The following is a 22805-nucleotide window of genomic DNA, read 5'->3' as shown; positions in this document are numbered from 1 at the left end:
CAGGATGACGGCGGAACGGAACGGCCAACCCTATCCGTCCTCCTGACGAAAGTCAGGATCAAGACGCAGCCCTAAATCATCCGTCCGGACACAGGTCCTGATTTGCATCAGGACGACGCAAACGGGTAGCGGCCACGCCCTGCCAAACCGTCATCCTGACGCAAGTCAGGATCCAGCCGCCCTCTCATGCCGAACAACGGCCTACGCCCCAGCTCGACCATCCATGCGTTGGTCCTGACTTTCGTCAGCGACTGTGATCTTGGTCAAGCGACTTGCCATGGCTTTTGATCTCTGACGATGGCGTTGAGGATGGTAAGCAGCTTTCTGGCGACGGCGATGAGGGCGACCATCTTGGGCTTTCCTGCAGCGATCAGTCTGGCGTGGAAGGCCTTGAGGGTAGGGTTGTAGCGCGCGCCGACCATGGCTGCGACGAACAGGGCGGTGCGTACGCTCGCGCGTCCGCCGCCGATGAAGGCTTTGCCGCGCCAAGTTCCCGATTGGCGCGTCCACGGTGCCAGCCCCGCCAGGGAGGCGATCTGGCGCCGGTCCAGTCGGCCGAGTTCGGGCAGATCGGCGAGCAGGGTGCGGGCGGTGGCCGGACCGATGCCGGGCACGCTGCGCAGCAGATCCTCCTGTGCCTGCCAGACCGGCGAGCCGCGGACCTGGTCGTCGATCTCGCGGTCGACCTCGTTCAGTTCCTTCTCCAGGGCCGTGATCAGACGCAGGATCGAGCGCCGCACCCGCGGTTCCGTGAGGCGGCTCTGACGCTGGCGCTCGGCGGCGATCATCGACACGATCTGCCGTCGCCGGGCCACCAGATCGGCCAGCAGGCGGCCGGACGCATCGGGCAATGCGCGCGGCTCAGGCCGGGTCGCCGCCAGGAACCGGGCGATCATCTCCGCATCGATCGGATCGGTCTTCGCCCGACGTCCCAGCGCCTGGGCGAAGGCCCGGATCTGGCGCGGATTGACCACGACGACCGGCAAGCCCGCCCCGGCCAGACCCGCCGCCACCACCGTCTCGAAGCCGCCCGTCGCCTCGACCCCCACCAGCGTTGCTCCCAGCGCTCCAAGACGCTCGGCCAACGCTGCAATCCCAGCGCCGTCACGCGGCACCGCCTCACATTCGCCCGGCCCTTGCGCGCCGAGCAGGATATGAACATCCAGACGGCTCTTGGAGACGTCGATACCCACGATCACCTGGTCCATCGCTACCCTGCCTTGCCTAAACGGGCTCGCCATATGGCGGCCCCGGCGACTGTTCGGGTTCGAGGGATGAACGGTGGATGGGCAACCTTGCTGACGTTCGGGCTCGCACGCTCCAGGACGACTCGGCGTCCCATCCACCACCGCTTCCGAAACTCTACCAGAAGCGGAAGACGATAAGTTACAAGGACGACGGGAGGAGCCGGCGGCGGGGCCTGCGCCGGCTCCTCCCCCAGCCTCCCGGCGTCAGTGGCTCTCGCGCATCAGCGGGGTGCCGGAATTGCCGACCAGGAAGTCCAGATCAGCACCCTTGTCCGCCTGGTTGACGGTCTCGACATAGAGCTTGGAATAGCCGCGGTCGTAGGGGCTCTGGAACGGCGCCCGAGCGGCCCGACGCTTCTCCAGTTCGGCGTCCGACACGTCCAGGTGCAGGCGCCGGTTCGGCACGTCGACCTCGATCATGTCGCCGCTCTCCACCAGGGACAGCGGGCCGCCGGCCGCCGCCTCGGGAGCACCGTGCAGGATCACCGTCCCGTAGGCGGTGCCGGACATGCGGGCGTCGGAGATGCGGATCATGTCGGTGATGCCCTTGCGCAGCACCTTGGGCGGCAGGCCCATATTGCCGACCTCCGCCATGCCCGGATAGCCGATCGGGCCGCAGTTCTTCAGCACCATGATGCAGGTCTCGTCGATGTCGAGAGCCTCGTCGTCGATCCGCGCCTTGTAGTCGTCGATATCCTCGAACACCACGGCCCGGCCGGTATGCACCATCAGCTCCGGCGTGGCGGCCGAGGGCTTCAGGATGGCGCCGTCCGGGGTCATGTTGCCGCGCAGGACGGCGATGCCGCCATTCGGCTTGAACGGCTCCTTCAGCGGGAAGATGACGTCGCGGTTATAGCATTCCGCGTCCTTGACGTTCTCCCAGATGGTCTTGCCGTTGGCGGTGACCGCGTCCTTGTGCAGGAAGTCGCCGATCTCCCGCAGCACGGCAGGCAGGCCGCCGGCGTAGTAGAAGTCCTCCATCAGGTGCTCGCCCGACGGCATCAGGTTGACCAGGCAGGGCATGTCCTTGCCGAGCCGGTCCCAGTCGTCGAGGCCGATATCGACCCCGAGACGGCCGGCGATCGCCTGCAGGTGGATGACCGCGTTGGTCGAGCCGCCGATGGCGCCGTTGGTCACCATGGCGTTCTCGAAGGCGTCCTTGGTCAGGATCTTCGACAGGCGCAGGTCCTCGATCACCATGTCGACGATCCGCTTGCCGGACATATGCGCCAGCACGTAGCGGCGGCTGTCGACGGCCGGGATCGCCGCATTGGCCGGCAGGGATACGCCCAGGCTCTCGACCATCGACGCCATGGTCGAGGCGGTGCCCATGGTCATGCAGTGACCGGCGGAACGGTGGTTGTCCTGCTCGGCGCTCATGAAGGCTTCGATCGACATCTCGCCGGCGCGCACGGCCTCGGAGAACTTCCAGACATGGGTCCCGGAGCCGATCTTCTCGCCCTTGTAGTAGCCGTTCAGCATCGGGCCGCCAGACACGCAGATGGTCGGCAGGTTACAGCTCGACGCGCCCATCAGCAGGGCCGGCGTGGTCTTGTCGCAGCCGACCAGCAGCACGACGCCGTCCATCGGCAGGCCGCGGATCGCCTCCTCCACGTCCATGGACGCGAGGTTGCGGTACAGCATGGAGGTCGGGCGGAGCTGGCTCTCGGAATTGGAGAAGACCGGGAACTCGAGCGGGAAGCCCCCCGCCTCCCAGACGCCGCGCTTCACATGCTCGCAGATCTTGCGGAAGTGGGCGTGGCAGGGATTGAACTCGCTGAAGGTATTGGCGATGCCGATGATCGGGCGACCGTCGAAGACCTCGGCGGGAAAGCCCTGGTTCTTCATCCAGGACCGGTGGGCGTACCCGTCCTTGTCGATCTTGCCGTACCACTGGGCGGAGCGGCGTTTCCCCTTCATGGGGTCGGAACGGTCGGTCATCGCGCATTTCCTCCGGTCGAGCGACTGCGCCGACACTTTTTGGATGGAATTCTTAAGCGCGTCGGCGAGGCGCAGGGTGCGCTGTGTCGCCCCGTCCGGTCAAGACACGCAGACGCCGGCGCGAGGGACCCGCGCCGGCGTCGGAAATGCGATGCGGATGCGACTTAGGAGAGCGAGCCGCAGAACCGCTGGATGCGCTCGCAGGCCTCCTCAAGCACCTTGGTCGAGGTGGCGTAGGAGATCCGGAAATGCGGGCTCAGGCCGAAGGCCTCGCCCTGCACGGCGGCCACGCCCTCGCTTTCCAGCAGCGCCGTGACGAAGTCGCTGTCGCTCTCGATCACCTTGCCGTCCGGCGTCTTCTTGCCAATGCAGCCCTTGACCGACGGATAGACGTAGAACGCGCCGTCCGGGGTCGGACAGGTGATGCCGGCCGCCTGGTTCAGCATGGAGACCACCAGGTCGCGGCGCTCCTTGAAGACCTTGTTGTTCTCGGCGATGAAGCTGTGGTCGCCGGTCAGCGCCGCCACGGACGCCGCCTGGCTGACCGAGCACGGGTTCGAGGTCGACTGCGACTGGATGTCGGTCATCGCCTTGATCAGGTTCGCCGGGCCGCCGGCGAAGCCGATGCGCCAGCCGGTCATGCAATAGGCCTTGGACACGCCGTTGACCGTCAGGGTGCGGTCGTACAGGCCGGGCTCGATCTCTGCCGGGGTGCAGAACTCGAAATCGTCGTAGACGAGGTGCTCGTACATGTCGTCGGTCATCACCCAGACATGCGGATGCTTCATCAGCACGTCGGTGATCTTCTTCATGTCCGCGCGGGTGTAGCCGGCGCCCGTCGGGTTCGACGGGGAGTTCAAAACCACCCACTTGGTCTTCGGGGTGATCGCCTTGTCCAGATCTTCCGGCTGCAGCTTGAAGCCCTGCTCCTGCGGGCAGTCGATGAAGACCGGCTTGCCCTCGGCCAGGATCGCCATGTCCGGATAGCTGACCCAGTACGGCGCGGGGATGATCACCTCGTCGCCCGGATCCAGGGTCGCCATGAAGGCGTTGTACAGAACCTGCTTGCCGCCGGTGCCGACGACGATCTGGTTGCGGGCGTATTCCAGATTGTTGTCGCGCTTGAACTTGAACGCGATGGCGTCCTTCAGCTCCGGCGTGCCGCCCACGGCGGTGTACTTGGTGTTGTTATTGTCGATGGCCGCCTTGCCGGCGTCCTTGATGTGCTGAGGCGTGGGGAAGTCGGGCTCGCCGGCGCCCAGGCCGATCACATCGTGACCCGCCGCTTTCAGTTCCATGGCCTTGGTGCTGACGGCGATCGTCGGCGACGGCTTCACGCGGCTCAGCCGCTCGGCAAGGATGCCCATCTCTCGAAAACTCCCAGGAATTCGCGGTTCGCGGAATGCCCGGCACGCTACGCCCGACCCTTTCGCAAAGCAAGGCAGCGGGGCGTCGCGGAGACAAAAAAATGACCCTGTCCGGCCGGGCGGATCGAAGTCCGGAATCCGGGCAAAAAAACGGGCCGGCTCTGGGGAGAACCGGCCCGAGGGGGCACCCGGGAGGGATCGGGGAGATGCCTCTCCCCGTCGGGCATGCATCGCTGCGATCAGTTCAGCTTCTCGACGTTGATGCCGATGGTGATGGCGCCGATAGCCTGGCCGTTCGCCGGATCGACGACAGTGGCGTTGACCTGGCTCTGGAACTGGCCGCTGGAATCGTCGAACTCGACGTCGTCGATGAACACCGCGTCCGGGCCGACCGGATAGGTCTTCTGCCACTTGTCCTCATCGCCCTGCATGTAGTCGGAGGTGATGTCGCTCTGGCCGACGTTCAGGCCCTTGGCGTCCATGATGAAGACTTCGGCGAACAGACCGTCGGAGGAGGCTTTCTTCTCCTTCAGGAAGGCGGACAGCTTGTTGCCCAGCACCTTGTCGATCAGCGGGCCGCTGCCGGTCTTCGCTTCCGCGCGCCACTGCTTGTCCAGGGCGTCGATGTCGCCTTCGGACAGGCTGGCGGTCTCCGCGTTCTGCGCCTTCACGGCCTCGACGACCACCGGATCGCTCAGCCACGGGCGGATCTGCTTGTTCAGCGCATCGGTGAGCTGGGCAGCAAAATCGTTGGCGGACGCAACACCGGAGCTGAAGGCCACGACCGTCGCCACCAGACCGATCTGTTTCAGATATCGACCAAATGTCATCTAGGTTTCTCCCTTGAGTTTACTTGCACCGACTACGGGCTCTGCTCGACAGGAACGAGTCCGACCTGATACCGGAGAGTGTTAATCAATTGTTACCGTGACCAACGCATTCGGTGCCTGAAATTGCGCAGGGAGAAATTAACAAAAGCTAAAAATAATGAAATATCGCCGCATAAGTGCTGCTTAATTTAATAAACGTCTTCTTAATATTGTGGCGAATAAGCTGTCTGGCGGATTGCAAAAAGGCCAGGGGGCATCAGATGCGTATTGGTTTTCGGATTGGAGCAGGATTCGCTGGGGTCGTTACGCTCACCCTCGTCCTCGGCGCAACCGGTTGGCTCGCTCTCGAACGCTATTCCGATCAGGTCTCCCACGCGGATCGCGTCGCCGAGATCGAGCGTCTGATCCGCGATGCCCAGATCGCCGCCGGCTCCTTTCGGATCTCCGGCGACGCGACCGATCGCGACGACGCGTTCGGTCATCTGGACGAGGCGGCGGCTCGGGCCGACGCGGTCGATCAGCCGGCAACCGCCGCGACCATCGTGGAATATCGCCGCCAGTTCGACACGCTGGTCGCCGCCAGAACCAATGCCGACCGCCTGATCGCCGAGATCCAGTCCAATACCGTCGAGTTCGAACGCTTGGCCGGCAACATCCGGCGCAGCCAGGACGAGCGGCGCGCCGAACTCAATCGCCAACGCGATGCGGCGCAGGCCGATCAGTCGGAGAAGCTGCAGATCGAGGAACTGACCCGGGCGCTGATCCTGGCGACCCTGAGTGCCCGGCGCGATGAGGCCGTCTACCTGAGGACCCGCGATCCGGCCGACGCGAGCGCGGCGCGCGAGGCCACAAAGGCCATGTTCCTGACGGCCATCAAGCTCAAGAAACTGACCACAGGCAGCGATGCGGAGAAGCCGGTGGCCCTGCTGGCTGCCGCTGTCGGCGGATACCGCAAAGCTCTGGAATCCCTCGTGTCCACCGTCGAGGCGAACCAGGACGTGACTGCCGCGGTCACCGAGTTGGAGACCGTGTCGAAGCGGATCAACGCCTTCGCCGCCGCGCTCGCCCGGAAGGAGACGGCCGCCTACGAAAAGGCGCGGGCCATGGCGGACGCCGCCACGGCCGACGCGGAAGCGGCATCCGACATCACCACGCTGGCGGCCGACCTGGTGACGGCGGTGAAGCAGGTGGACGTCAACATCCGCGAGGTGGTCGCCGCCAATGGCGAGGGCCCTGCGGTCACCGGCCAGGTCTTCGCCTTCGGCACTCTCGAGAGACTGGTCAGGCAACTGGCCGAACGCCTGCCCGACAGCGACTCCATCGGCCAGTTCAGCTCGATGGTGGAAGACGGCAAGGCAAGATTCGACCAGTTGGTCGAGGCGCTTCGCACCCGGACGACGGCCGCCGAGGAGATGACCGTCGCCGCCGAGGCCGTGGCCGATCAGGTCGGGGCCAGCGTCGCCGCCTCCATCGCCGCGCGCACCGACGACAAGACACTCTCGACCCTGCTGATCCTGGCCGGGACGGCCGCAGCCGCCCTCCTCGCCGTCGTGCTGGCGGTCTTCCTTGGCCGGGGGATCACCCACCCGCTGCGGTCGATCACCGGCGCGATGGAACGGCTGGCCGACAACGACCTTCAGGTCGACATCCCCGGCGTGAACCGCAAGGACGAGATCGCCGATATCGCGCGCTGCGTCCAGGTGTTCAAGGACAACGCCCAGCGGGTCCGCCGCCTGGAAAAGGAACAGGAGGAGGCCGACGCCCGGGCCGAGGCCGAGAAGCGCCGGTCGCTCGATGCCCTGGCCGCCAGCTTCGAGGAGTCGGTGGGCAAACTGGTGGAGGGCCTGACCTCGCAGGTCGCCGACGTGCGGGCGCGGGCGGAGGCCATGGCCAACTCGTCGACCGCCTCCCTGTCCCGCGCCGACGCCGTGGCGATCTCGTCGGAACAGTCCACCGCCAATGTGAAAGCGGTGTCCGAAGCGGCGGAGGAACTGGCCTCGGCGTCGGCGGAGATCGGCTCCCAGGTTGCCCGGGCGGCGGAAATGGCGCGCGGCGCCAGCACCCAGGCGGGCATCGGCAACGAACGGATCGTGGCCCTGGCCGACACGGCGACCCGGATCGGCGCGGTGATCGCGCTTATCCAGGAGATTGCCGAACAGACCAACCTGCTGGCCCTGAACGCCACCATCGAGGCCGCCCGCGCGGGCGATGCCGGCAAAGGCTTCGCGGTGGTGGCCTCGGAGGTCAAGAACCTGGCGACCCAGACGGCCAAGGCCACCGACGATATCCGCCAGCAGATCGAGCAGATGCAGGGTGCGAGCGGCGAGGCGGTCAAGGCGATCGAGACGATCGCCCACGCCGTCGCAGGACTGGACGAGATGAATGCCGCCGTCGCCGCCGCGGTCGACGAACAGGCGGCCACGACCTCGACCATCGCCGGCAACAGCCAGGATGCCGCGGCCCAGACCCTGAAGGTGTCGTCCGAGATCGCCGAGGTGAGCGATGCCTCCCGCGAGACCGGCCGCAGCGCCGAGGAAGTGCTGAGCACCTGCAACGTGCTGGAGGCCGAGATGCGCAGCCTCGAGCGCGAAGTGGGCGGCTTCGTTCAACGGATCCGGGCAGGGTAAGCATGCTCTGCCTCCGGCGCCCGCTTGACGGCACGCTTCGATCGACGTGAAAGTGGGTATGTTCCTCCAATCTTGGTGAAGAGCGTGTCGCAAACCGACGGTCCACCCTCTCCCCAAAGTGCTTCGGCGGCGGTCGGCCGGCTGGTCGGCCTGCCGTCGCTGTCGACCGTCTGGACCGTCACGAGGTCGGCGCAGGGGGAAACCGCTGCGCCCGACGCGGCGTCCCGGCAGCGCGACGTCACCTACGACAGTCTCGAGATCCAGGACCATCCGCGCCACCCCGGGGTGGCCGCCTTCGCCGCGCTCTGGGATGCCAAGCGGCAGGGGGCGTGCCTGCCGGCGCGCGAGGACTTCCCGGTGGAGGATCTGCAACCCTGGTTCGGCCATGTGCTGATCATGGATGTCGCCTCCGGCGCGACCGACTTCCGCTATCGGATGATCGGCACCGAGATCACCGCCTTCCGCGACCGCGACTACACCGGCAAATGGATCTCCGAATGCAGCTTCGGCGAATCCCGGGAGTCGATGATCGCCACCTTCCGCAATCCCGTGGTCCAGCGCCGCCCGGTCTTTCGCTCTGGCTGGGTCCAGTGGCCGGTCGACGGCACCTGGCGCAGCTTCGACAGCGTGCACTGCCCCCTCGCGACGGACGGTCGCACCGCGGACATGACGATCGGCGTGCTCTACTTCGACGCTTTTCCCCCGCCTGGAACGGATGAATGACCGATATTGAATCGCTGGTCGCGGGCTTCCGCGACATCGCCACCCCGACCATCGCCAACGCCCTGGACGAACTCGACCTGAACGGCGTGGTCGTCGGGCTTAACCCCATCGTGCCCGGCACCAAGGCCGTCGGCCCCGCCGTGACCGTGCGCCAGCAGACCGGCGCGAAGGGCACCTTTCCGGTGGAGGATTTCAAGGTCGGCCACATGATCGAGGCGGCCGGCGCCGGCGACGTGATCGTCGTGGACAACGGCGGCAACCCGGTCTCGACCTGGGGCGGCATGGCAAGCTACGCGGCCAAGATCCAGGGCATCGAGGGCCTGCTGGTCGAGGGCGGCGTGCGCGACTGGGAGGAACAGCAGGAGTTCCGCTTCCCGATTTTCGCCCGCCACATGGTGCCCACGCCCGGCAAGACCCGGCTGAAGGTGGAAGCCATCGGCGAGCCGATCACCATCGCCGGCGTGCTGATCCGGCCGGGCGACCTGATCGTGGCGGACGGATCCGGCATCTGCGTGATCCCGATCGAGCGGGCGGCCGAGATCCTGGAGATGACCCGGCGCTACGCGGCGGACGACGCCCAGGCGATGAAGGAAATGGATAAGGGCCTCACCTTCCGCGAGGCCCTGGCCAAGTTCGCCAAGATCTGAGGCGGCCTACTCCTCAAATTTCTCACACTCCCCGGTCCTGGGCCGGGGTCCACGTGTCAGCCCGCATGACCTCGGACGGGTCCGTGCACGTTTAGGCGTAGACCCCGGCACAAGGCCGGGGAGTGACGGAAATGGTAGGGTTTGCGCAGCTCCGCCCCAGCTCAGTGCAGGCGGCCGCCGTTCGGAACTTTCGTCGACGGGGAAACCAGCACCGTCTGGCCGTTTTCGTCCATGAAGCCCAGGGTCAGGACCTCGCTCATGAACGGGCCGATCTGGCGCGGGGGGAAGTTCACCACCGCCGCGACCTGGCGGCCGACCATGTTTTCTGGCGTGTAGTGCACGGTGATCTGGGCCGAGGTCTTCTTCACTCCGATCTCCTCGCCGAAATCGATCCACAGCTTGATCGCCGGCTTGCGCGCCTCCGGAAAAGGCTGCGCCTCGATCACCGTGCCGACCCGGATATCGACCGTCAGGAAATCGTCATAGGTGATTTCCGCCGCGCGTTTTTCCGCCATGTCCATTCCCCAGTTTCTGGCTGCCACCTGCCTTTGCCGGTAGCACGCAGCGGCGGATGGCTGCAACCGGTCGGAGTGCCCGCCCCCTCAGCCGGATACGAAAAGGGGCCGTCCGATCGCTCGGACGGCCCCCACACCTCGCGCCCCTCGGGACAGGGCTTGAGTATCGTGGATTACTTCTTGGACTTCTCGATCGCGGTCTTGACCTCGTCGAGGGATTCCATGATGCGCTTGTTGATGATGCCCGACGCCTCGGCGTTGGACTTCGCGACCATCTCCTGAAGTTCCTTCAGGTTGGCCAGCGCCTGCTCGAGGGTCGACTTGGCGATCGCGGCCTGCTGCGCCAGCTTCTCTTCCGGCGCGCCCTGGGTGGCGATGGCCTGCAGGTTCGACTGGACCTCGGCGATCGCGGCCTGAGCGATCTCGCTCTGGCGGCGCATGATCGCCTGCATGCCCTCGGCGGCGATCTGGTTCGCCTGCGCGATGGCGTCGAAATTCCGCTTGTGGGCGGCGACGATGCCGTCGACATCCACGTTGGGGATCTTGAACTCGCCCATCATCTTCTGAACGTCGAAGTCCAGGAACGGGTTTTTGAACTCGGCCATTTCCACTCTCCTCGTTTTGGCGGCTGAAGAAACCGGGAGGAATTTCAGCCGGCGCAGTCGTTGCTGCACTGCACAATCACCACAGATAAATGGGGTCGGCGCGAATAAGAGTCAACCGAAATTTGTGCACTGCAACATAAACAGCGGCAGGGTGCTCCGACAGCCGATCAAGGCCATGTAATAATTGTGGTTTTAGCCGCCGGCGGCAACCTCGAGATGGCGCTCGATCAGAGTCACGATGCCGGGAACGGCTTCCTTGGCGATCGGCGAGGCGACCGGCCCCCAATCCTTGTCGAGATAGCCCGACGGTACCGTGTTCGACTGATCGATCACCCCCACTTCGCGGCCCCGGCCATCCAGCACGCTCCAGGATACGGCCACCAGATCGCCGCCGAGCTCCTTCGGCGTGATGGTCACCGTCCCCTGCACCACGAACCCGTCCGGCGGCGGGAAGTCGGCGACCTCGACCTCGGCCCGCTTCAGAGCGAAGGCCATGGCCCGACGCAGCAGGTCGTTGCCGTTTCCCGGCGCGCCGGCGACCTCATAGACGGTGACCGAGAAGGGCGGCTCGTCGATGTCGGTCCGACGGGCGTTGGGGACGATCCAGCGGGCGACCTGGGTCACCGCCTGCTCGAAGCGGGCATCGCTGGCGATCGAGTCCTCGCGGGTGCCCACGACCTCCCCGCTCGGCCGGCTCAGCCGCCAGGTGATCTTCAGGGCCCCGTCCGGCTGCCGATCGCCCGACGTCGTCAGCATCAGGCTCTGGCGGTTCGACGCATCGGAGCTGGCGGCCACGCCGCGCTTCTGCAGCGCGTCCACGGTCATCTCGGTGATCAGGTCGGCGATGTCGTCCGGCACGCCGACCATCGGCCAGACCAGCACGCCCTCGGTCGCCGGCGGAATCAGGAAGGGCGCCTTCGCCAGGTTCGCCTCGTCCTTGGCGAACGGCTGCGGAAGCTGCCCGCACCCGGCCAGAGCCAGGAGCAGCAGGACGGAGACCAGGCGGTGGATCATACGATCACGCAGCTGGCCATCAGGCCCAGGAACAGGAAACCGAGAAAGATCCAGAGGTGCGGCATGGCGGAGATATGCCGCGCCGCACCCGGTCTTGCCAAGACCTACTTGGCCTGTGCGCTATCTGGTCACGAGTTCGAGCGGCATGGCGGACAGCCGCTCCGGCGCACCGTCGGTGACGATGACCGTCTCGCCCAGGGTCATGGCGAGCTGGGCCTCGCTGTCCATCAGGATCATGTGCAGGAAGAACACCATGCCCGGCGCCGCCTCCACCGGGTTGCCGTGATAGAACATGGGGAAGTCCATCCAGATCGGCGCGAAGACCGCGCCCAGGGAATAGCCGCAGGCGTTCAGACGGGCGTGGCGCAGGCCGTTGGCGTCCATCACCCGCGCATGGGCGTCGAACACCTCGCCGATCGGCCGGCCGGGGCGCAGCGCCGCCTTGCACGCTTCGAGCGCCTCGGCGCAGGCGTTGAACATATGCACCTGGTGGTCCGGCACCGGTCCTACCGGGATCGTGCGCATCAGGCAGGCATGGTAGTGCCGGTATGCCCCGGCAAACTCCAAAGTGAGTTGGTCCTGCGCCGCCAAGGTCTTACGGCCGGTGAAGTAGCGGCACAGCAGCGCGTCGCCGCCGCTGCCGATGATGAACTCGTTTCCGGGGTAGTCCCCGCCGCCCTTGAACACCGCTCCCTGCATGGCGGCCAGGATCTCGCCCTCGTCCACGCCGGGACCGGTCAGCCGGTGCGCCTCCTTCAGCGCGTCGTCGGCCAGCACGCCGGCGCGGCGGACATACTCCAGCTCGGCCGGCGACTTCACCAGCCGCAGCAGCGAGACCAGCTCGGAGGCGTCCTCCAGGGTGGCGAAGCCGTCCAGCGCCGCGTCCAGGCGCTTGCCGTTGCGGGCGTTCAGCCCGTAGGCGTCATACTCCACCCCCAACCGCTTGCCGCGCCCACCGACCGACTCAAGCACGTCGCGCAGGTCGTCGGCCGGTGTCGCCCCGTCCCGGTCGACCCAGATACGGATATCCTCGATGGTCGAGGTGTTCTGGGCCTGGCGCAGGTCGGGCGCGCGGGTCAGCAGCACGACCCGGCCATCACTACCGAGATACAGGCACTGGAAGAAGCAGAAGCCGAAGGTGTCGTACCCGGTCAGCCAGAACATGCTCTCCTGGCGGAACATCAGCAGCCCGTCGAGGCCCGCCGCCTCCATCGCCGCCAAGGTCTGTGTCTTGCGCGCCTCGAACTCGGCGCGGGTGAAGTGCAGTGCCATGGTGTCCCCCGAGTTAGGCGATCAGGCGCCCAGTGTGATGGCGGCGAGCTGCCGGCCGTAATCCGGTTCGTTGCGGTGCCGGGATCGGCGGTAGCTGAAGAAGTTGGCTTCGTCCCGGCAGGTATCGGCACTCATCCGCACGACCTCCCCGAGCCCGAGCCGCGACAGCCGGTGCACCAGATAGCCGGACAGGTCGAACAGGAAATGCCCGTCCCGCTCCGCCTTTTCGAAAAAGCGGCCATTGGCCGAGTCCTGATCGAGGAAGGGGGCCGGAAACTCCGGGCCCACCTCATACGATTCCACGCCGATGCAGGGACCGACCGCCGCCTTGATGCCGTCGGCGCGCACTCCGAGATCGATCATGGCGTCCACCGTCGCGTCGCAGACACCGTCGAGCGCCCCGCGCCATCCGGCATGGGCGGCACCGATCACGCCGTCGCCGGGAGCCGCGAACAGCACCGGCGCGCAGTCGGCGGCCAGCGCCCCGATGACGATGCCCCGCCGGTTGGTGACCAGGGCATCGGCCTCGCGCTTGGCGTCCGGCTCGCCGGTCTCGTCGATCACCACGACCTTGTTGGAGTGGATCTGGTGATTGGTGAACAGGGTGCCGGGCGGCATGTCGAGGGCGGCCGCCGCGCGCGCGCGGTTGGCCTCCACCGCCTTGGGATCGTCGCGCGATCCGCGTCCGCAGTTGAGAGACGTGTATATGCCCCGACTCACACCGCCGCGGCGGGAGAAGAAGGCGTGGGCGATGCCGTTTTCGTCGAAACCGTCGATCTGGAACAAGAACCGTGTCTCGCTGTCGTCCGATCTTCGTTTCGGGCCAGGGCCTAAGCCTCGAACCCGGGCGGGGGGGCGTCCATCGGGCCGGTCCAGGCCGCGACCTTGAACAGGGTGCCCATTTCGTCGGGACCGATCAAGCGGACCGTCGCCGCCTCGATATCGCGCGCCTGCTCCGGCGTCGCCTTCGCCATCAGCGCCTGAGCCCGCTGGACGATGCCGAGCGCGCTCAGGAAGGCGCCCTGGGTGGTCGGCCCATGGGCGGCGCCGCCGGCCTGCTTCACAACCTGGGCAAGCGCGGCGAAATCCACATGGGCGGTCAGGTCCGCTTCTCCAAGGGTGGCCAGTACGTCGACGGGCCTGTGCGCCTGGACGGCCTGCAGGGTGTCGCCGACGCCGCTGCGGGCGTGGCCGTAATCGATGACCAGCGCCGCCCCGCCCTGGCCGACGATCCGCTTCGCCAGCACGTCGGCGACGGACAGGGAGGCTGGCGACACCTCGGCGATGTCTCCCGGACGCGCCGTGGCCAGGATCCGCGGATTCACAAGGGCCGCCAGCGGAGACATGCCCGGGGTCAGCGTCCAGATTGGCGCCCCCGACTCGGGATCGAAGGCCAGCCGCCTTTCGTGCCAGCCCGCGCCGGTGCGCTGCAATTGCGCGATCGGCAGGGCGTCGAAGAACTCGTTGGCGATGACGATGGCGGGACCGTCGGGCAGGTGCGATACGTCGTCATGCCAGGTCGGAGAATAGTCCGACAACACACGGCCCTGGATCTCGCGCAGGGTCCGGCTCGCCTCCACCAGATGGATCTCCAGCGCGGTATGGAAGCCAGGGACCGGGCGGGTGGCCCGCAGCGCATCGGCCATCAGCGTGCCGCGGCCGGGGCCGAGCTCGACCAAGTGCACCCAGCCGGGCGAGCCCATCTGCTGCCAGACCACCGCCGCCCACAGGCCGATCAGCTCGCCGAACATCTGGCTGACTTCGGGCGCGGTGACGAAATCGCCCCCGGCGCCGAACGGATCGCGGGTTGCGTAATAGCCGAAGCGCGGATGGGTCAGGGTATCGGCCATCACCTCGGGCAGCGACAGCGGTCCTTCGGCCGCCACCCGCCGACGCAGATGGTCGAGCAGCGACACGGCGCTCACTTCGTCGCGACGGGTTCCCGCCGCGCCGCCCAAACGATGATCGCAGTGCCGACCGCGACCATCGGCAGGCTGAGAATCTGGCCCATGGTCACATGCGGCAGGATGAAGCCGAGCTGGACGTCGGGCTCGCGGAAGAACTCGCAGACGATGCGCGCGATCCCGTAGCCGGCAAAGAAGGCACCGATCACGATGCCCGGTCGCCGCCGGATGCTCTCCCGCCGCGCCAGAACCAGCAGCACGACGAAAAGCACCAGCCCTTCAAGAGCGGCCTCGTAGAGCTGGGAGGGATGACGCGGGATCGGCCCGCCATGGGGAAAGGCCATGGCCCAAGGCACATCGGGCGCCGGCCGGCCGAACAGCTCGCCGTTGATGAAATTGGCGAGCCGTCCGAAGAAGATCCCGATCGGTGCGGCGGCGGCGACCAGGTCACCGATCGCCAGCACCGGTGCGCCGACCCTGCGGGCGAACAGCGCTGTGGCGACCACCACGCCGAGGAAGCCGCCATGGAACGACATGCCGCCCTGCCAGACCATGAAGATCTCCAGAGGATGGGCGGCGTAATAGGAGAAATTGTAGAACAGCACGTAGCCGAGCCGCCCGCCGAGGACGATGCCGATGGTGGCGTAGAACACCAGGTCGTCGATCAGCTTAGCCTCGAAGAACACCGGCTGCCGCCGGGCCAGCCAGACGGCGTATTTCCAGCCCAGCAGGATCCCGGCGATATACGCGAGCGCGTACCATCGGATCGCGAAGGGTCCGATGGCGACCGCGACCGGGTCTATCACCGGGAACGGAATGGCGGGCAGGATCATGTCTCGGCCTCGGCGGCGTTACTTGGGCTGGTGTCAGTGCGCGCTCGCCCCGCTCTCGGCCGGGTAGATCGCACCGGTGATCTTTCGCGCTTCGTCGCTGGCGAGATACAGGGCCAGGTAGGCGATGTCATCCGGATCCATCGGCCCCATCAGCGATTTGATGGCGATCGGGTTGGTCTTGGGGTCGAGCATCGCCGCCACCCGCTCGGTCAGGACCATGCCCGGCCCGATGGCGTTCACTCGGATGCCGGCGGTGTGCCACTGCATGGCCAGCGCCTTGGTCAGGGCGATGACGCCGCCCTTGGCCGAGGAATAGGCGTCCGCCCCGGCGGTGCCGGTCAGCGCGCGGATCGAGGTGGTGTTGATGATCGAGCCGCCGCCGTTGCGCTCCATATGCGGAATGGCGAAGCGGCAGCCGAGGAACGGGCCGAACAGGTCGACCGAGATCGTGCGCCAGAACTCGTCCAGCGGCATCTCGGTGACCTTGCCGTCCTTGGGCGTGGCACCGCCGGCATTGTTGTAGAGCACGTCCAGGCGGCCGTGACGTTCCACGGTGCCGTCGACCAGCGCGCGAACGTCGTCCTCCTTGGAGACGTCGGCGGTCACGAACTCGACATTGCCTCCGGCATCCCGGATCGCGGCGGCCGCCGCCTCGCCCAGCTCCGATTTCACGTCGGCCATCACCACTGTCGCACCCTCGCGGGCGAACAGGGCCGCCGAGGCCTTGCCGATCCCGGCCGCCGCCCCGGTGATGATCGCGATCTTTCCGTCGAGCCTGCCCATGCCGTTTTCCTCCCGGTTATCTGACATCGGAGCCCCGCATACGACAAGGCCGGCACCGCTTGGCGGTCCCGGCCCTCTCGGTTCAGCGCGCCCCGTTGCCGGGCAGGATCACATATACAGGCTCTCGCCCTCCAGCCCCTTGTACAGATCGCCCACGAACTCTTCGTAGCCGTTGTACAGCAGGGTCGGCACCATATCGCCGGTCCCCAGCACCCGCTCCGACGCCTGGCTCCAGCGGGGATGCGATACCTCCGGGTTCACATTGGCCCAAAAGCCGTACTCGCTGGCCTGGAGTTCTTCCCAGAACGACACCGGACGCTTGTCGGTGAAGGTAAAGCGGACGATCGACTTGACCGACTTGAAGCCGTATTTCCACGGCACCGCGAGCCGCAAGGGGGCACCGTTCTGACGGGGAATCGGCTTGCCATAGAGGCCGGTGGCGATGAAGGCGAGCTCGTTGGTCGCCTCCTCGATGGTCAGCCCCTCCACGTACGGCCAGGGGTACCAGACCTGCTTCTGGCCCGGCGCGATGTCGGAATTCTGGAAGGTCTGCATCACCAGGTACTTGGCCGAGGACAGCGGCTTGGCGTACTCCACCAGCGACTTCAGCGCGAAGCCGGACCACGGCACCGTCATCGACCAGGCTTCGACGCAGCGGTGGCGGTAGACCCGCTCCTCCAGCGGCATCGCCGCCAGCAGGTCGTCGATGGCGACCGTGCGTTCCTGCTCGACCATGCCGTCGAAGGTCACGGTCCAGGGCCGGATCGGCAGATCCTGCGCCTCCCGCCAGATGTTCTTGGACGACCCGAACTCGTAGAAATTGTTGTAGGTGGTGGCCATCTTCTCTTCGGTGATCGGCCGGTCGACCGTGTAGCGCTCGTTGCGTTTCACGGGATAGAGTCCGGCCGACGGGTCCGGCGGCAGGTCGGCGAGCTGGACCGTCTCGTTATCCGCCGAGGCCTCGTCGCCGCACGCCGCCAGCGCACCGCTTCCGGCGAGCACCGTTCCGATGCCGAGCCCGCGCAGCAGTGCGCGCCGGTTCAGGTAGACGCTCTCCGGCGTGACGAGCCGTTCCGGCAGTTCCCAGCCCTTCGGCCGCTTGATCAGCATGGTGAGAGACTCCCTTGTCGCGTTCCTCATTAGAGAGGTAGCGCGCGGCATCGCACACGCCAAATCAACTCGGGGTGAGAGGATTTGGCAGGTCACAGGAGCTTTGCCTTTTCACACAAGCGATCCATGTTTCACGGAATGACGACCGAGACCCCCGCGCCCGCCGCCCCGAAACTCATCCATCTGCTCGCCGGAGACGCCGCCGGAGAGCTCGCCGAGCAGCCCAAGGCCACCCGCGCCTACCTGCTGAACGTGGCCAACGGCGCCTGCACCAAGCTGGCGGAGAAACTCGCGGGGCCGGACCTTGTACTGCCCTGGCTGCTGGGTGCCATCGCCGCCCCTTCGGGGATCGCCGCCATGCTGATGCCGGCCAAGCAGGCAGGCTCGCTCCTGCCGCAACTCATGATCTCCGGCTGGATCCGGACCCGGGCACGACGCAAATGGGTCTGGGTCGCCGCCGGCCTGCTCCAGGCCCTGTGCCTGCTGACGATGGTGGCGGCGGCTCTGTGGTTCCCCGCGGCTGCGGCCGGGTGGAGCATTGTCGGCCTCCTGCTCGCCTTCAGCATCGCCAGCGGCTGCGGCTCGGTTGCGTTCCAGGACGTGACGCCGAAGACCGTGCCGTCGGGCGCGCGCGGCCGGATGCTGGCGAACCGGTCGGCCATCGGCGGCGCCTTCGCGCTGGCGACCGGCGTCTGGTTGTCCACCGGCGTGACGGGCACCGACGCCCTGTCGCCGCTGCTGATCCTGATCGGGGCCGCGGCGGTACTGTGGGCCGCCGCAGCCCTTCTCTTCGCCGGCATTCCGGAGGACAAGAGCGAGCCCGGCGAGGGGCGCGATCCGTTGGAGGAGATACGACACGGGGTGAAGCTGATGCGCGAGGTCAAGGGGTTCCGCCGCTTCCTCGCCGCCCGCTCCGCCCTGCTGTCCGTCGAGATGGCGACACCGATCTTCGTGCTTTTCGCCCAGAACCATGCCGGAGCGACCCTTGACGATCTCGGCATCTATATGGTGGCGAGCGGTCTGGCGGCGGTCCTGTCCAGCCCGATCTGGGGCGCGTTCTCCGACGATTCCGCCCGCAAGGTGATGACGGTCAGCGCCGTTCTGGGCGTGGTCGCGGCGGCATCCGCCCTCGCCCTCCCTGCTGTGGTGCCGGAGGAGAGCCGCCACTGGGCCTTCGCCGGGGTGTTCCTGATCCTCGGCGTGGCGGTCGCCGGGGTCCGGCTCGGCCGCAAGACCTATCTCGCCGACGGCGCGCCGGAGGAGGAGCGGCCGCTCTATGTCGCCTTCTCCAACACCGCCGCCGGGATCGTCGCCATCGGCTTCATGGGGCTTGGGGTCGTTGCCGAAGTCACGAACGTCTCGACCACCGTCATCGTCCTCGGCGCCCTGTCCGCCCTCGGCGTCGTGCTGTCGCGCACCATGCCGAAGGCCAGCCGGATGGCGGAGGCCGATTGACTGGCGAAACAACCGTAATCTGCTGCCTTCAGGTATCGTCAGCGGCCGGTGTCTCATGACCCCTCGAGCTGAGACGTCTATAAAAGGCTGATACTTCCGGCTTGCCCCGGGTCGGCAGAAAACGATATGCGCACACAGGTTGACGATGCCGTTCGTTCAGGAGCGGGATCTGGATCCTTTTGAGGCTGGTGCCAACCATGGACGACCGAATTTATCTCAGCAAAAAGAAAGGTTCGGGGGATATTCAGTATTATTTAAAAAAAATTAGCGAACTATCTGGATGCAACCTTAGCATTTCAGTTGCACCAGGAGAAAATAGCCGACTTTATGTACAGAATAGCGATGGCATTTCCGCTCCTTTATTTCTTCCCTTCGGGGGAGCTATCAGCGGCGAATTCCTAGTCGATGGGGAATATGAAGTCGTGTCGATGGAATTGCTTTCACGGATTGTCAGAAATGTCCTTGGCCAATTTGTTTTTGTTGATATTGGAGCAAACATTGGACTGATATCCCGTCAGGTAGCAAAACTCAACCCGGCCGAGATATATTGTTATGAAGCAAACCCATCGGTATTTTCATACCTTAAGAGAAATATGGATTTATCTACTCCAGTAATACACCTGAATAATGAGGCAGTTTGGAAATCCTCCGAAGAAAAGGAATTCATCGACACAGTTGATATCGACGGATATGGGTCTCTCAATCACGAATACTTTCAAAAATCTCTTAGACTAAAGAAAGATCTCATCCATTTCACCAAAACGACCCTAGATATTTCCGAAGAATGCTCTAAATGGAAACAAAAAAACTTACCTATCGTATACAAGAGCGACATCCAGGGCGCCGACCTAGATCTTCTTTTGCACATTAAGAACGAGAAACTATTTCATATAAGCTGCGGACTCATTGAGATATCTAACAATGAATTTGGACTCTTGTTTGGCGAACTAATGGAGTTTTTTACGAAGACTCACAGGTCTGTGGTAATTGCTCCAGATGGCATAATATATAAAATGACGGAACATTCTAAAATAGAAAATATAATAGAAAAAAATTACAACTATGTAGATATTTTCTTCATACGCGATTTTGAAAATTCTGGTTGGTACCATAGCCGACCAATTCTTTAGTTCATAAAAAATTTTGAACCGCGACTTGAGTACACATTGCGTAGCGCAGGATGTTTGATTTTCTCATGCCCCGCTTCATCCTGATCCGATTGGCACGTTTGACCCGGGATTCAGCCCGAATCGCCTTGCGCCCTCGCCGTCGGAGTCCTTCAATACGCGGACATAGACGCCGGTCGTCCCGGCGCTCGCCATCGGGCCCTCGGGGCGGCCTCGGGCACATGACCCGGGACACCCCCGTTTAACGCCTTTCCCAGGCTCCTTCCGGGGATCTCCACCCGGGCGAGCGACGGGAGAGACAGCATGGCCTCCAATCCCAATGGCAACGCCGGAGCGACAGACAGCGGCAGACACGGCGGCGGCGCGCCCCGCTGCGCCGCGATCCTCGGTCCCTACCAATCCGGCAAGACCAGCCTCTTCGAAGCCCTGCTCCATGCCACCGGAACGGTGGACCGCAAGGGCACCGTCAAGGACGGCAACACCGTCGGCGATACCGCCCCCGAAGCGCGGGAGCGCGGGGCGAGCACCGAGCTGTCGATCGGGCACGGCACCTATCTCGGCGACACCTGGAGCTTCATCGACACGCCCGGCGGCATCGAGTTCACTCTGGACTCCCGCCACGCCTGCATGATCGCCGATGTCGCCATCGTGGTGGTGGAGCCTGAAACGGCCAAGGCCGCCGCCGCCGGCCCGATCCTCAAGTTCCTCGACGATCACGGCATCCCCCATGTGGTGCTGGTCAACAAGATGGATCAGGCCTCCGAGAGCGTGCGCGACATCCTCGCCGCCCTGCAGGGCTTCTCGGCCCGTCCCCTGGCCCTGCGCCAGGTGCCGATCCGAGACGGCGACAAAGTGACCGGCTATGTCGATCTGGTGAGCGAACGCGCCTACCGCTATCGCGAGGGAGAGCCGTCGGCCCTGATCGAGCTGCCAGGCTCGGTGGCCGACCGCGAGGCGGAAGCCCGCAACGCGTTGCTGGAGACGCTGGCGGACTTCGACGACCATCTGCTGGAGCAGCTTCTGGAGGAGATGGATCCGGACCGGCAGGAGGTCTACGCCCATCTGGCAGAGACCCTCAGCGCCGACCAGCTGGTACCGGTTCTGCTGGCGGCCGGCGAACACGATCACGGCGTGCAGCGCCTGCTGAAGCTGCTGCGCCACGAGACGCCGGACCACACATCCACGGTCGCCAGACGCGGCCTGGGCGAGGGCGAAGCGCCCATGGCTCAGGTGTTCAAGACGGTCCACGCCCCGCATATGGGTAAGCTGTCCCATGTCCGGGTCTGGCGCGGCACGGTGAAGGACGGGGACACCCTGAACGGGGTCAAGGTATCGGGCATCTACGCCGCCACCGGCGGCAAGCTGGACAAGCGCCCGTCGGCCGATCCGGGCGACGTCGTCGCGCTCGGCCGCATGGATCCGATCCAGACGGGGGACGTCCTGACACCGGGCGGCGGCATCCCGGATGGCGGCCTCGGCTGGCCGGAAGTGCCGCAGCCGGTCTTTGCCCGCGCCATGACCGTGTCGGAACGAAATGACGAGGTGAAGCTGTCCGGCGCCCTGGCCAAGCTGTCGGAGGAAGATCCCTCCCTGCTGGTGCGCCAGGACCAGGAACTGGGCGAACTCACGCTCTGGGGTCAGGGAGACACCCATCTGCGGGTGACCGCCGACCGGCTGAAGTCGCGCTTCAAGCTCGACGTCACCCTGAGCGAGCCGTCAGTCGCCTATCGCGAGAGCATCCGCAGCCGGGTGGAGGAACACGCTCGTCACAAGAAGCAGTCGGGCGGCCACGGCCAGTTCGCCGATATCCGCATCACCGTGGAGCCCACCGCCCGCGGGACGGGCTTCGCCTTCGCCGAAAAGGTGGTCGGCGGATCGGTGCCGAAGAACTACATCCCGGCCGTGGAGGAAGGCTGCCGCGAGGGTTGCCGGCGGGGGCCGCTGGGCTTCCCGGTGGTCGACGTGAAGGTGACCCTGACCGACGGCCAGCACCATTCGGTCGACAGCTCCGACATGGCCTTCAAGATCGCCGCCCGGTCGGGTCTGCAGGATGCGCTGGCCAAGGCCGGACCCGTGCTGCTGGAGCCGATCCATCAGGTCACCATCTCCGTGCCGTCGGAGGCGACCAGCAAGGTCCACGGCATCCTGTCGTCGCGGCGCGGCCAGATTCTCGGCTTCGACACCAAGGAGGGCTGGCCCGGCTGGGATGCGGTGACGGCCTACCTGCCGGAGGCGGAGATGCACGACCTGATCCTGGACCTGCGCGCGCAGAGCCAGGGGCTCGCCTTCTTCGCCTGGAGCTTCGACCACCTGCAGGAACTGACCGGGCGGCTCGCCGACCGGGTGGTGGAGCATCACGACGCGGCGGTGGGATAGCGTGTCTGGCCGCCGGAGGAGGTGCGCTACTTCCCCCCGGTATTCGACGCCGCCGTGTCCATGTACTTCGCCAGCTCGATGTCGAGATCCGTGACCCCGCCGGCGTCATGGGTGCTCAGGGACACCTCCACCGTGCTGTAGGCGTTGGACCAGTCCGGGTGGTGGTCCAGCGTCTGGGCCTTGATCGCCACGCGGGTCATGAAGCCCCAGGCGGCCTCGAAGCCGTCGAATTTGAAGGTCTTGCGAATGGATTTGCCGTCGTCTCCCTCTGCCCAGCCGCTCATGGAGGCGAGGTGGGCGCTGCGGTCGTCGGCGCTGAGTTTGTCGGCCATGGGGGTGTCGTCTCCCGTCAGGTTTCTCGGTGGGCCCGCATGCGGACCCGACCCGTTCAACGTTGGGGCGCGGCCGATCGTTGCAAGGCGGGGGCAT

At 65.7% G+C, this 22805-nt stretch carries 20 protein-coding genes; 6 read left to right on the top strand and 14 right to left on the bottom strand.

Going from position 1 to position 22805, the window contains the following annotated elements:
- Positions 1-263: 263 nt before the first annotated feature.
- From T8K17_RS11650 to T8K17_RS11635, 4 genes are all read right to left on the bottom strand, one after another.
- Positions 264-1208 (bottom strand): IS110 family transposase, encoded by a 945-nt coding sequence (locus T8K17_RS11650; protein ID WP_322330493.1) that lies wholly within the window; start codon positions 1206-1208, stop codon positions 264-266.
- 243 nt (positions 1209-1451) lie between these two features.
- Positions 1452-3188 carry an IlvD/Edd family dehydratase gene (locus tag T8K17_RS11645; RefSeq protein ID WP_322334676.1) on the bottom strand — a complete coding sequence of 579 codons (1737 nt, stop codon included), beginning with the start codon at positions 3186-3188 and terminating at the stop codon, positions 1452-1454.
- A 164-nt stretch (positions 3189-3352) separates the two neighbouring features.
- The gene (locus T8K17_RS11640) at positions 3353-4555 is read right to left on the bottom strand and encodes a pyridoxal phosphate-dependent aminotransferase (RefSeq protein WP_322334675.1); all 1203 of its coding nucleotides are present in this window, start codon (positions 4553-4555) and stop codon (positions 3353-3355) included.
- A 239-nt stretch (positions 4556-4794) separates the two neighbouring features.
- On the bottom strand, positions 4795-5385 hold the full coding sequence (locus T8K17_RS11635) for a hypothetical protein (protein WP_322334674.1): 591 nt from the start codon (positions 5383-5385) through the stop codon (positions 4795-4797).
- A gap of 260 nt (positions 5386-5645) precedes the next feature.
- Here T8K17_RS11635 and T8K17_RS11630 point away from each other — a divergent pair, with 260 nt between their 5' ends.
- The 3 genes from T8K17_RS11630 (at position 5646) to T8K17_RS11620 (ending at position 9382) form a co-directional block, all read left to right on the top strand.
- Complete coding sequence (locus T8K17_RS11630) at positions 5646-8012, top strand: methyl-accepting chemotaxis protein (RefSeq protein WP_322334673.1); 2367 nt, start codon at positions 5646-5648, stop codon at positions 8010-8012.
- A gap of 75 nt (positions 8013-8087) precedes the next feature.
- Positions 8088-8735 carry a PAS domain-containing protein gene (locus T8K17_RS11625; protein ID WP_322334950.1) on the top strand — a complete coding sequence of 216 codons (648 nt, stop codon included), beginning with the start codon at positions 8088-8090 and terminating at the stop codon, positions 8733-8735.
- Positions 8732-9382, top strand: a complete 651-nt coding sequence (locus T8K17_RS11620) for a hypothetical protein (protein WP_322334672.1) — start codon at positions 8732-8734, stop codon at positions 9380-9382. Before T8K17_RS11625 ends, T8K17_RS11620 begins: the two co-directional genes overlap by 4 nt.
- 161 nt (positions 9383-9543) lie before the next feature.
- Here T8K17_RS11620 and T8K17_RS11615 read toward each other — a convergent pair whose 3' ends face one another.
- The 9 genes from T8K17_RS11615 to msrP all read right to left on the bottom strand — a co-directional run bounded on the left by T8K17_RS11615 (position 9544) and on the right by msrP (position 17418).
- On the bottom strand, positions 9544-9897 hold the full coding sequence (locus tag T8K17_RS11615; protein WP_322334671.1) for a tRNA-binding protein: 354 nt from the start codon (positions 9895-9897) through the stop codon (positions 9544-9546).
- A gap of 173 nt (positions 9898-10070) precedes the next feature.
- Complete coding sequence (locus tag T8K17_RS11610; RefSeq protein ID WP_322334670.1) at positions 10071-10502, bottom strand: TIGR01841 family phasin; 432 nt, start codon at positions 10500-10502, stop codon at positions 10071-10073.
- Between the two features lie 192 nt (positions 10503-10694).
- Complete coding sequence (locus tag T8K17_RS11605; protein WP_322334669.1) at positions 10695-11516, bottom strand: hypothetical protein; 822 nt, start codon at positions 11514-11516, stop codon at positions 10695-10697.
- A gap of 120 nt (positions 11517-11636) precedes the next feature.
- A complete protein-coding gene (locus T8K17_RS11600; protein WP_322334668.1) occupies positions 11637-12788 on the bottom strand; it encodes a Xaa-Pro peptidase family protein in 1152 nt (383 codons plus the stop codon).
- Between the two features lie 21 nt (positions 12789-12809).
- A complete protein-coding gene (gene pgeF / locus T8K17_RS11595; protein WP_322334667.1) occupies positions 12810-13574 on the bottom strand; it encodes a peptidoglycan editing factor PgeF in 765 nt (254 codons plus the stop codon).
- A gap of 44 nt (positions 13575-13618) precedes the next feature.
- Complete coding sequence (locus tag T8K17_RS11590; RefSeq protein WP_322334666.1) at positions 13619-14713, bottom strand: class I SAM-dependent methyltransferase; 1095 nt, start codon at positions 14711-14713, stop codon at positions 13619-13621.
- Positions 14710-15522, bottom strand: coding sequence for a prolipoprotein diacylglyceryl transferase (lgt, locus tag T8K17_RS11585; protein ID WP_322334949.1), 813 nt, complete (start codon positions 15520-15522; stop codon positions 14710-14712). Before lgt ends, T8K17_RS11590 begins: the two co-directional genes overlap by 4 nt.
- A 36-nt stretch (positions 15523-15558) precedes the next feature.
- Complete coding sequence (locus tag T8K17_RS11580) at positions 15559-16308, bottom strand: SDR family NAD(P)-dependent oxidoreductase (protein ID WP_322334665.1); 750 nt, start codon at positions 16306-16308, stop codon at positions 15559-15561.
- A gap of 108 nt (positions 16309-16416) precedes the next feature.
- On the bottom strand, positions 16417-17418 hold the full coding sequence (msrP, locus tag T8K17_RS11575) for a protein-methionine-sulfoxide reductase catalytic subunit MsrP (RefSeq protein ID WP_322334664.1): 1002 nt from the start codon (positions 17416-17418) through the stop codon (positions 16417-16419).
- 138 nt (positions 17419-17556) lie between these two features.
- Between msrP and T8K17_RS11570 the strand changes: the two genes are divergently transcribed.
- From T8K17_RS11570 to T8K17_RS11560, 3 genes are all read left to right on the top strand, one after another.
- Positions 17557-18873: an MFS transporter gene (locus T8K17_RS11570; protein WP_322334663.1), complete on the top strand. Its 1317-nt coding sequence runs from the start codon at positions 17557-17559 to the stop codon at positions 18871-18873.
- A gap of 197 nt (positions 18874-19070) precedes the next feature.
- A complete protein-coding gene (locus T8K17_RS11565; protein WP_322334662.1) occupies positions 19071-20003 on the top strand; it encodes an FkbM family methyltransferase in 933 nt (310 codons plus the stop codon).
- 300 nt (positions 20004-20303) lie between these two features.
- Positions 20304-22376, top strand: a complete 2073-nt coding sequence (locus T8K17_RS11560; RefSeq protein ID WP_322334661.1) for an elongation factor G — start codon at positions 20304-20306, stop codon at positions 22374-22376.
- Positions 22377-22402: 26 nt separating this feature from the next.
- Here the strand turns inward: T8K17_RS11560 and T8K17_RS11555 are convergent, their stop codons facing one another.
- Complete coding sequence (locus T8K17_RS11555) at positions 22403-22708, bottom strand: 4a-hydroxytetrahydrobiopterin dehydratase (RefSeq protein ID WP_322334660.1); 306 nt, start codon at positions 22706-22708, stop codon at positions 22403-22405.
- Positions 22709-22805: the final 97 nt, after the last annotated feature.

This window comes from Thalassobaculum sp. OXR-137 (assembly GCF_034377285.1).
GTDB lineage: Bacteria > Pseudomonadota > Alphaproteobacteria > Thalassobaculales > Thalassobaculaceae > Thalassobaculum.
Note: the sequence above shows the minus strand (reverse complement) of the source record. Positions and strands in the feature narration are given on the sequence as shown.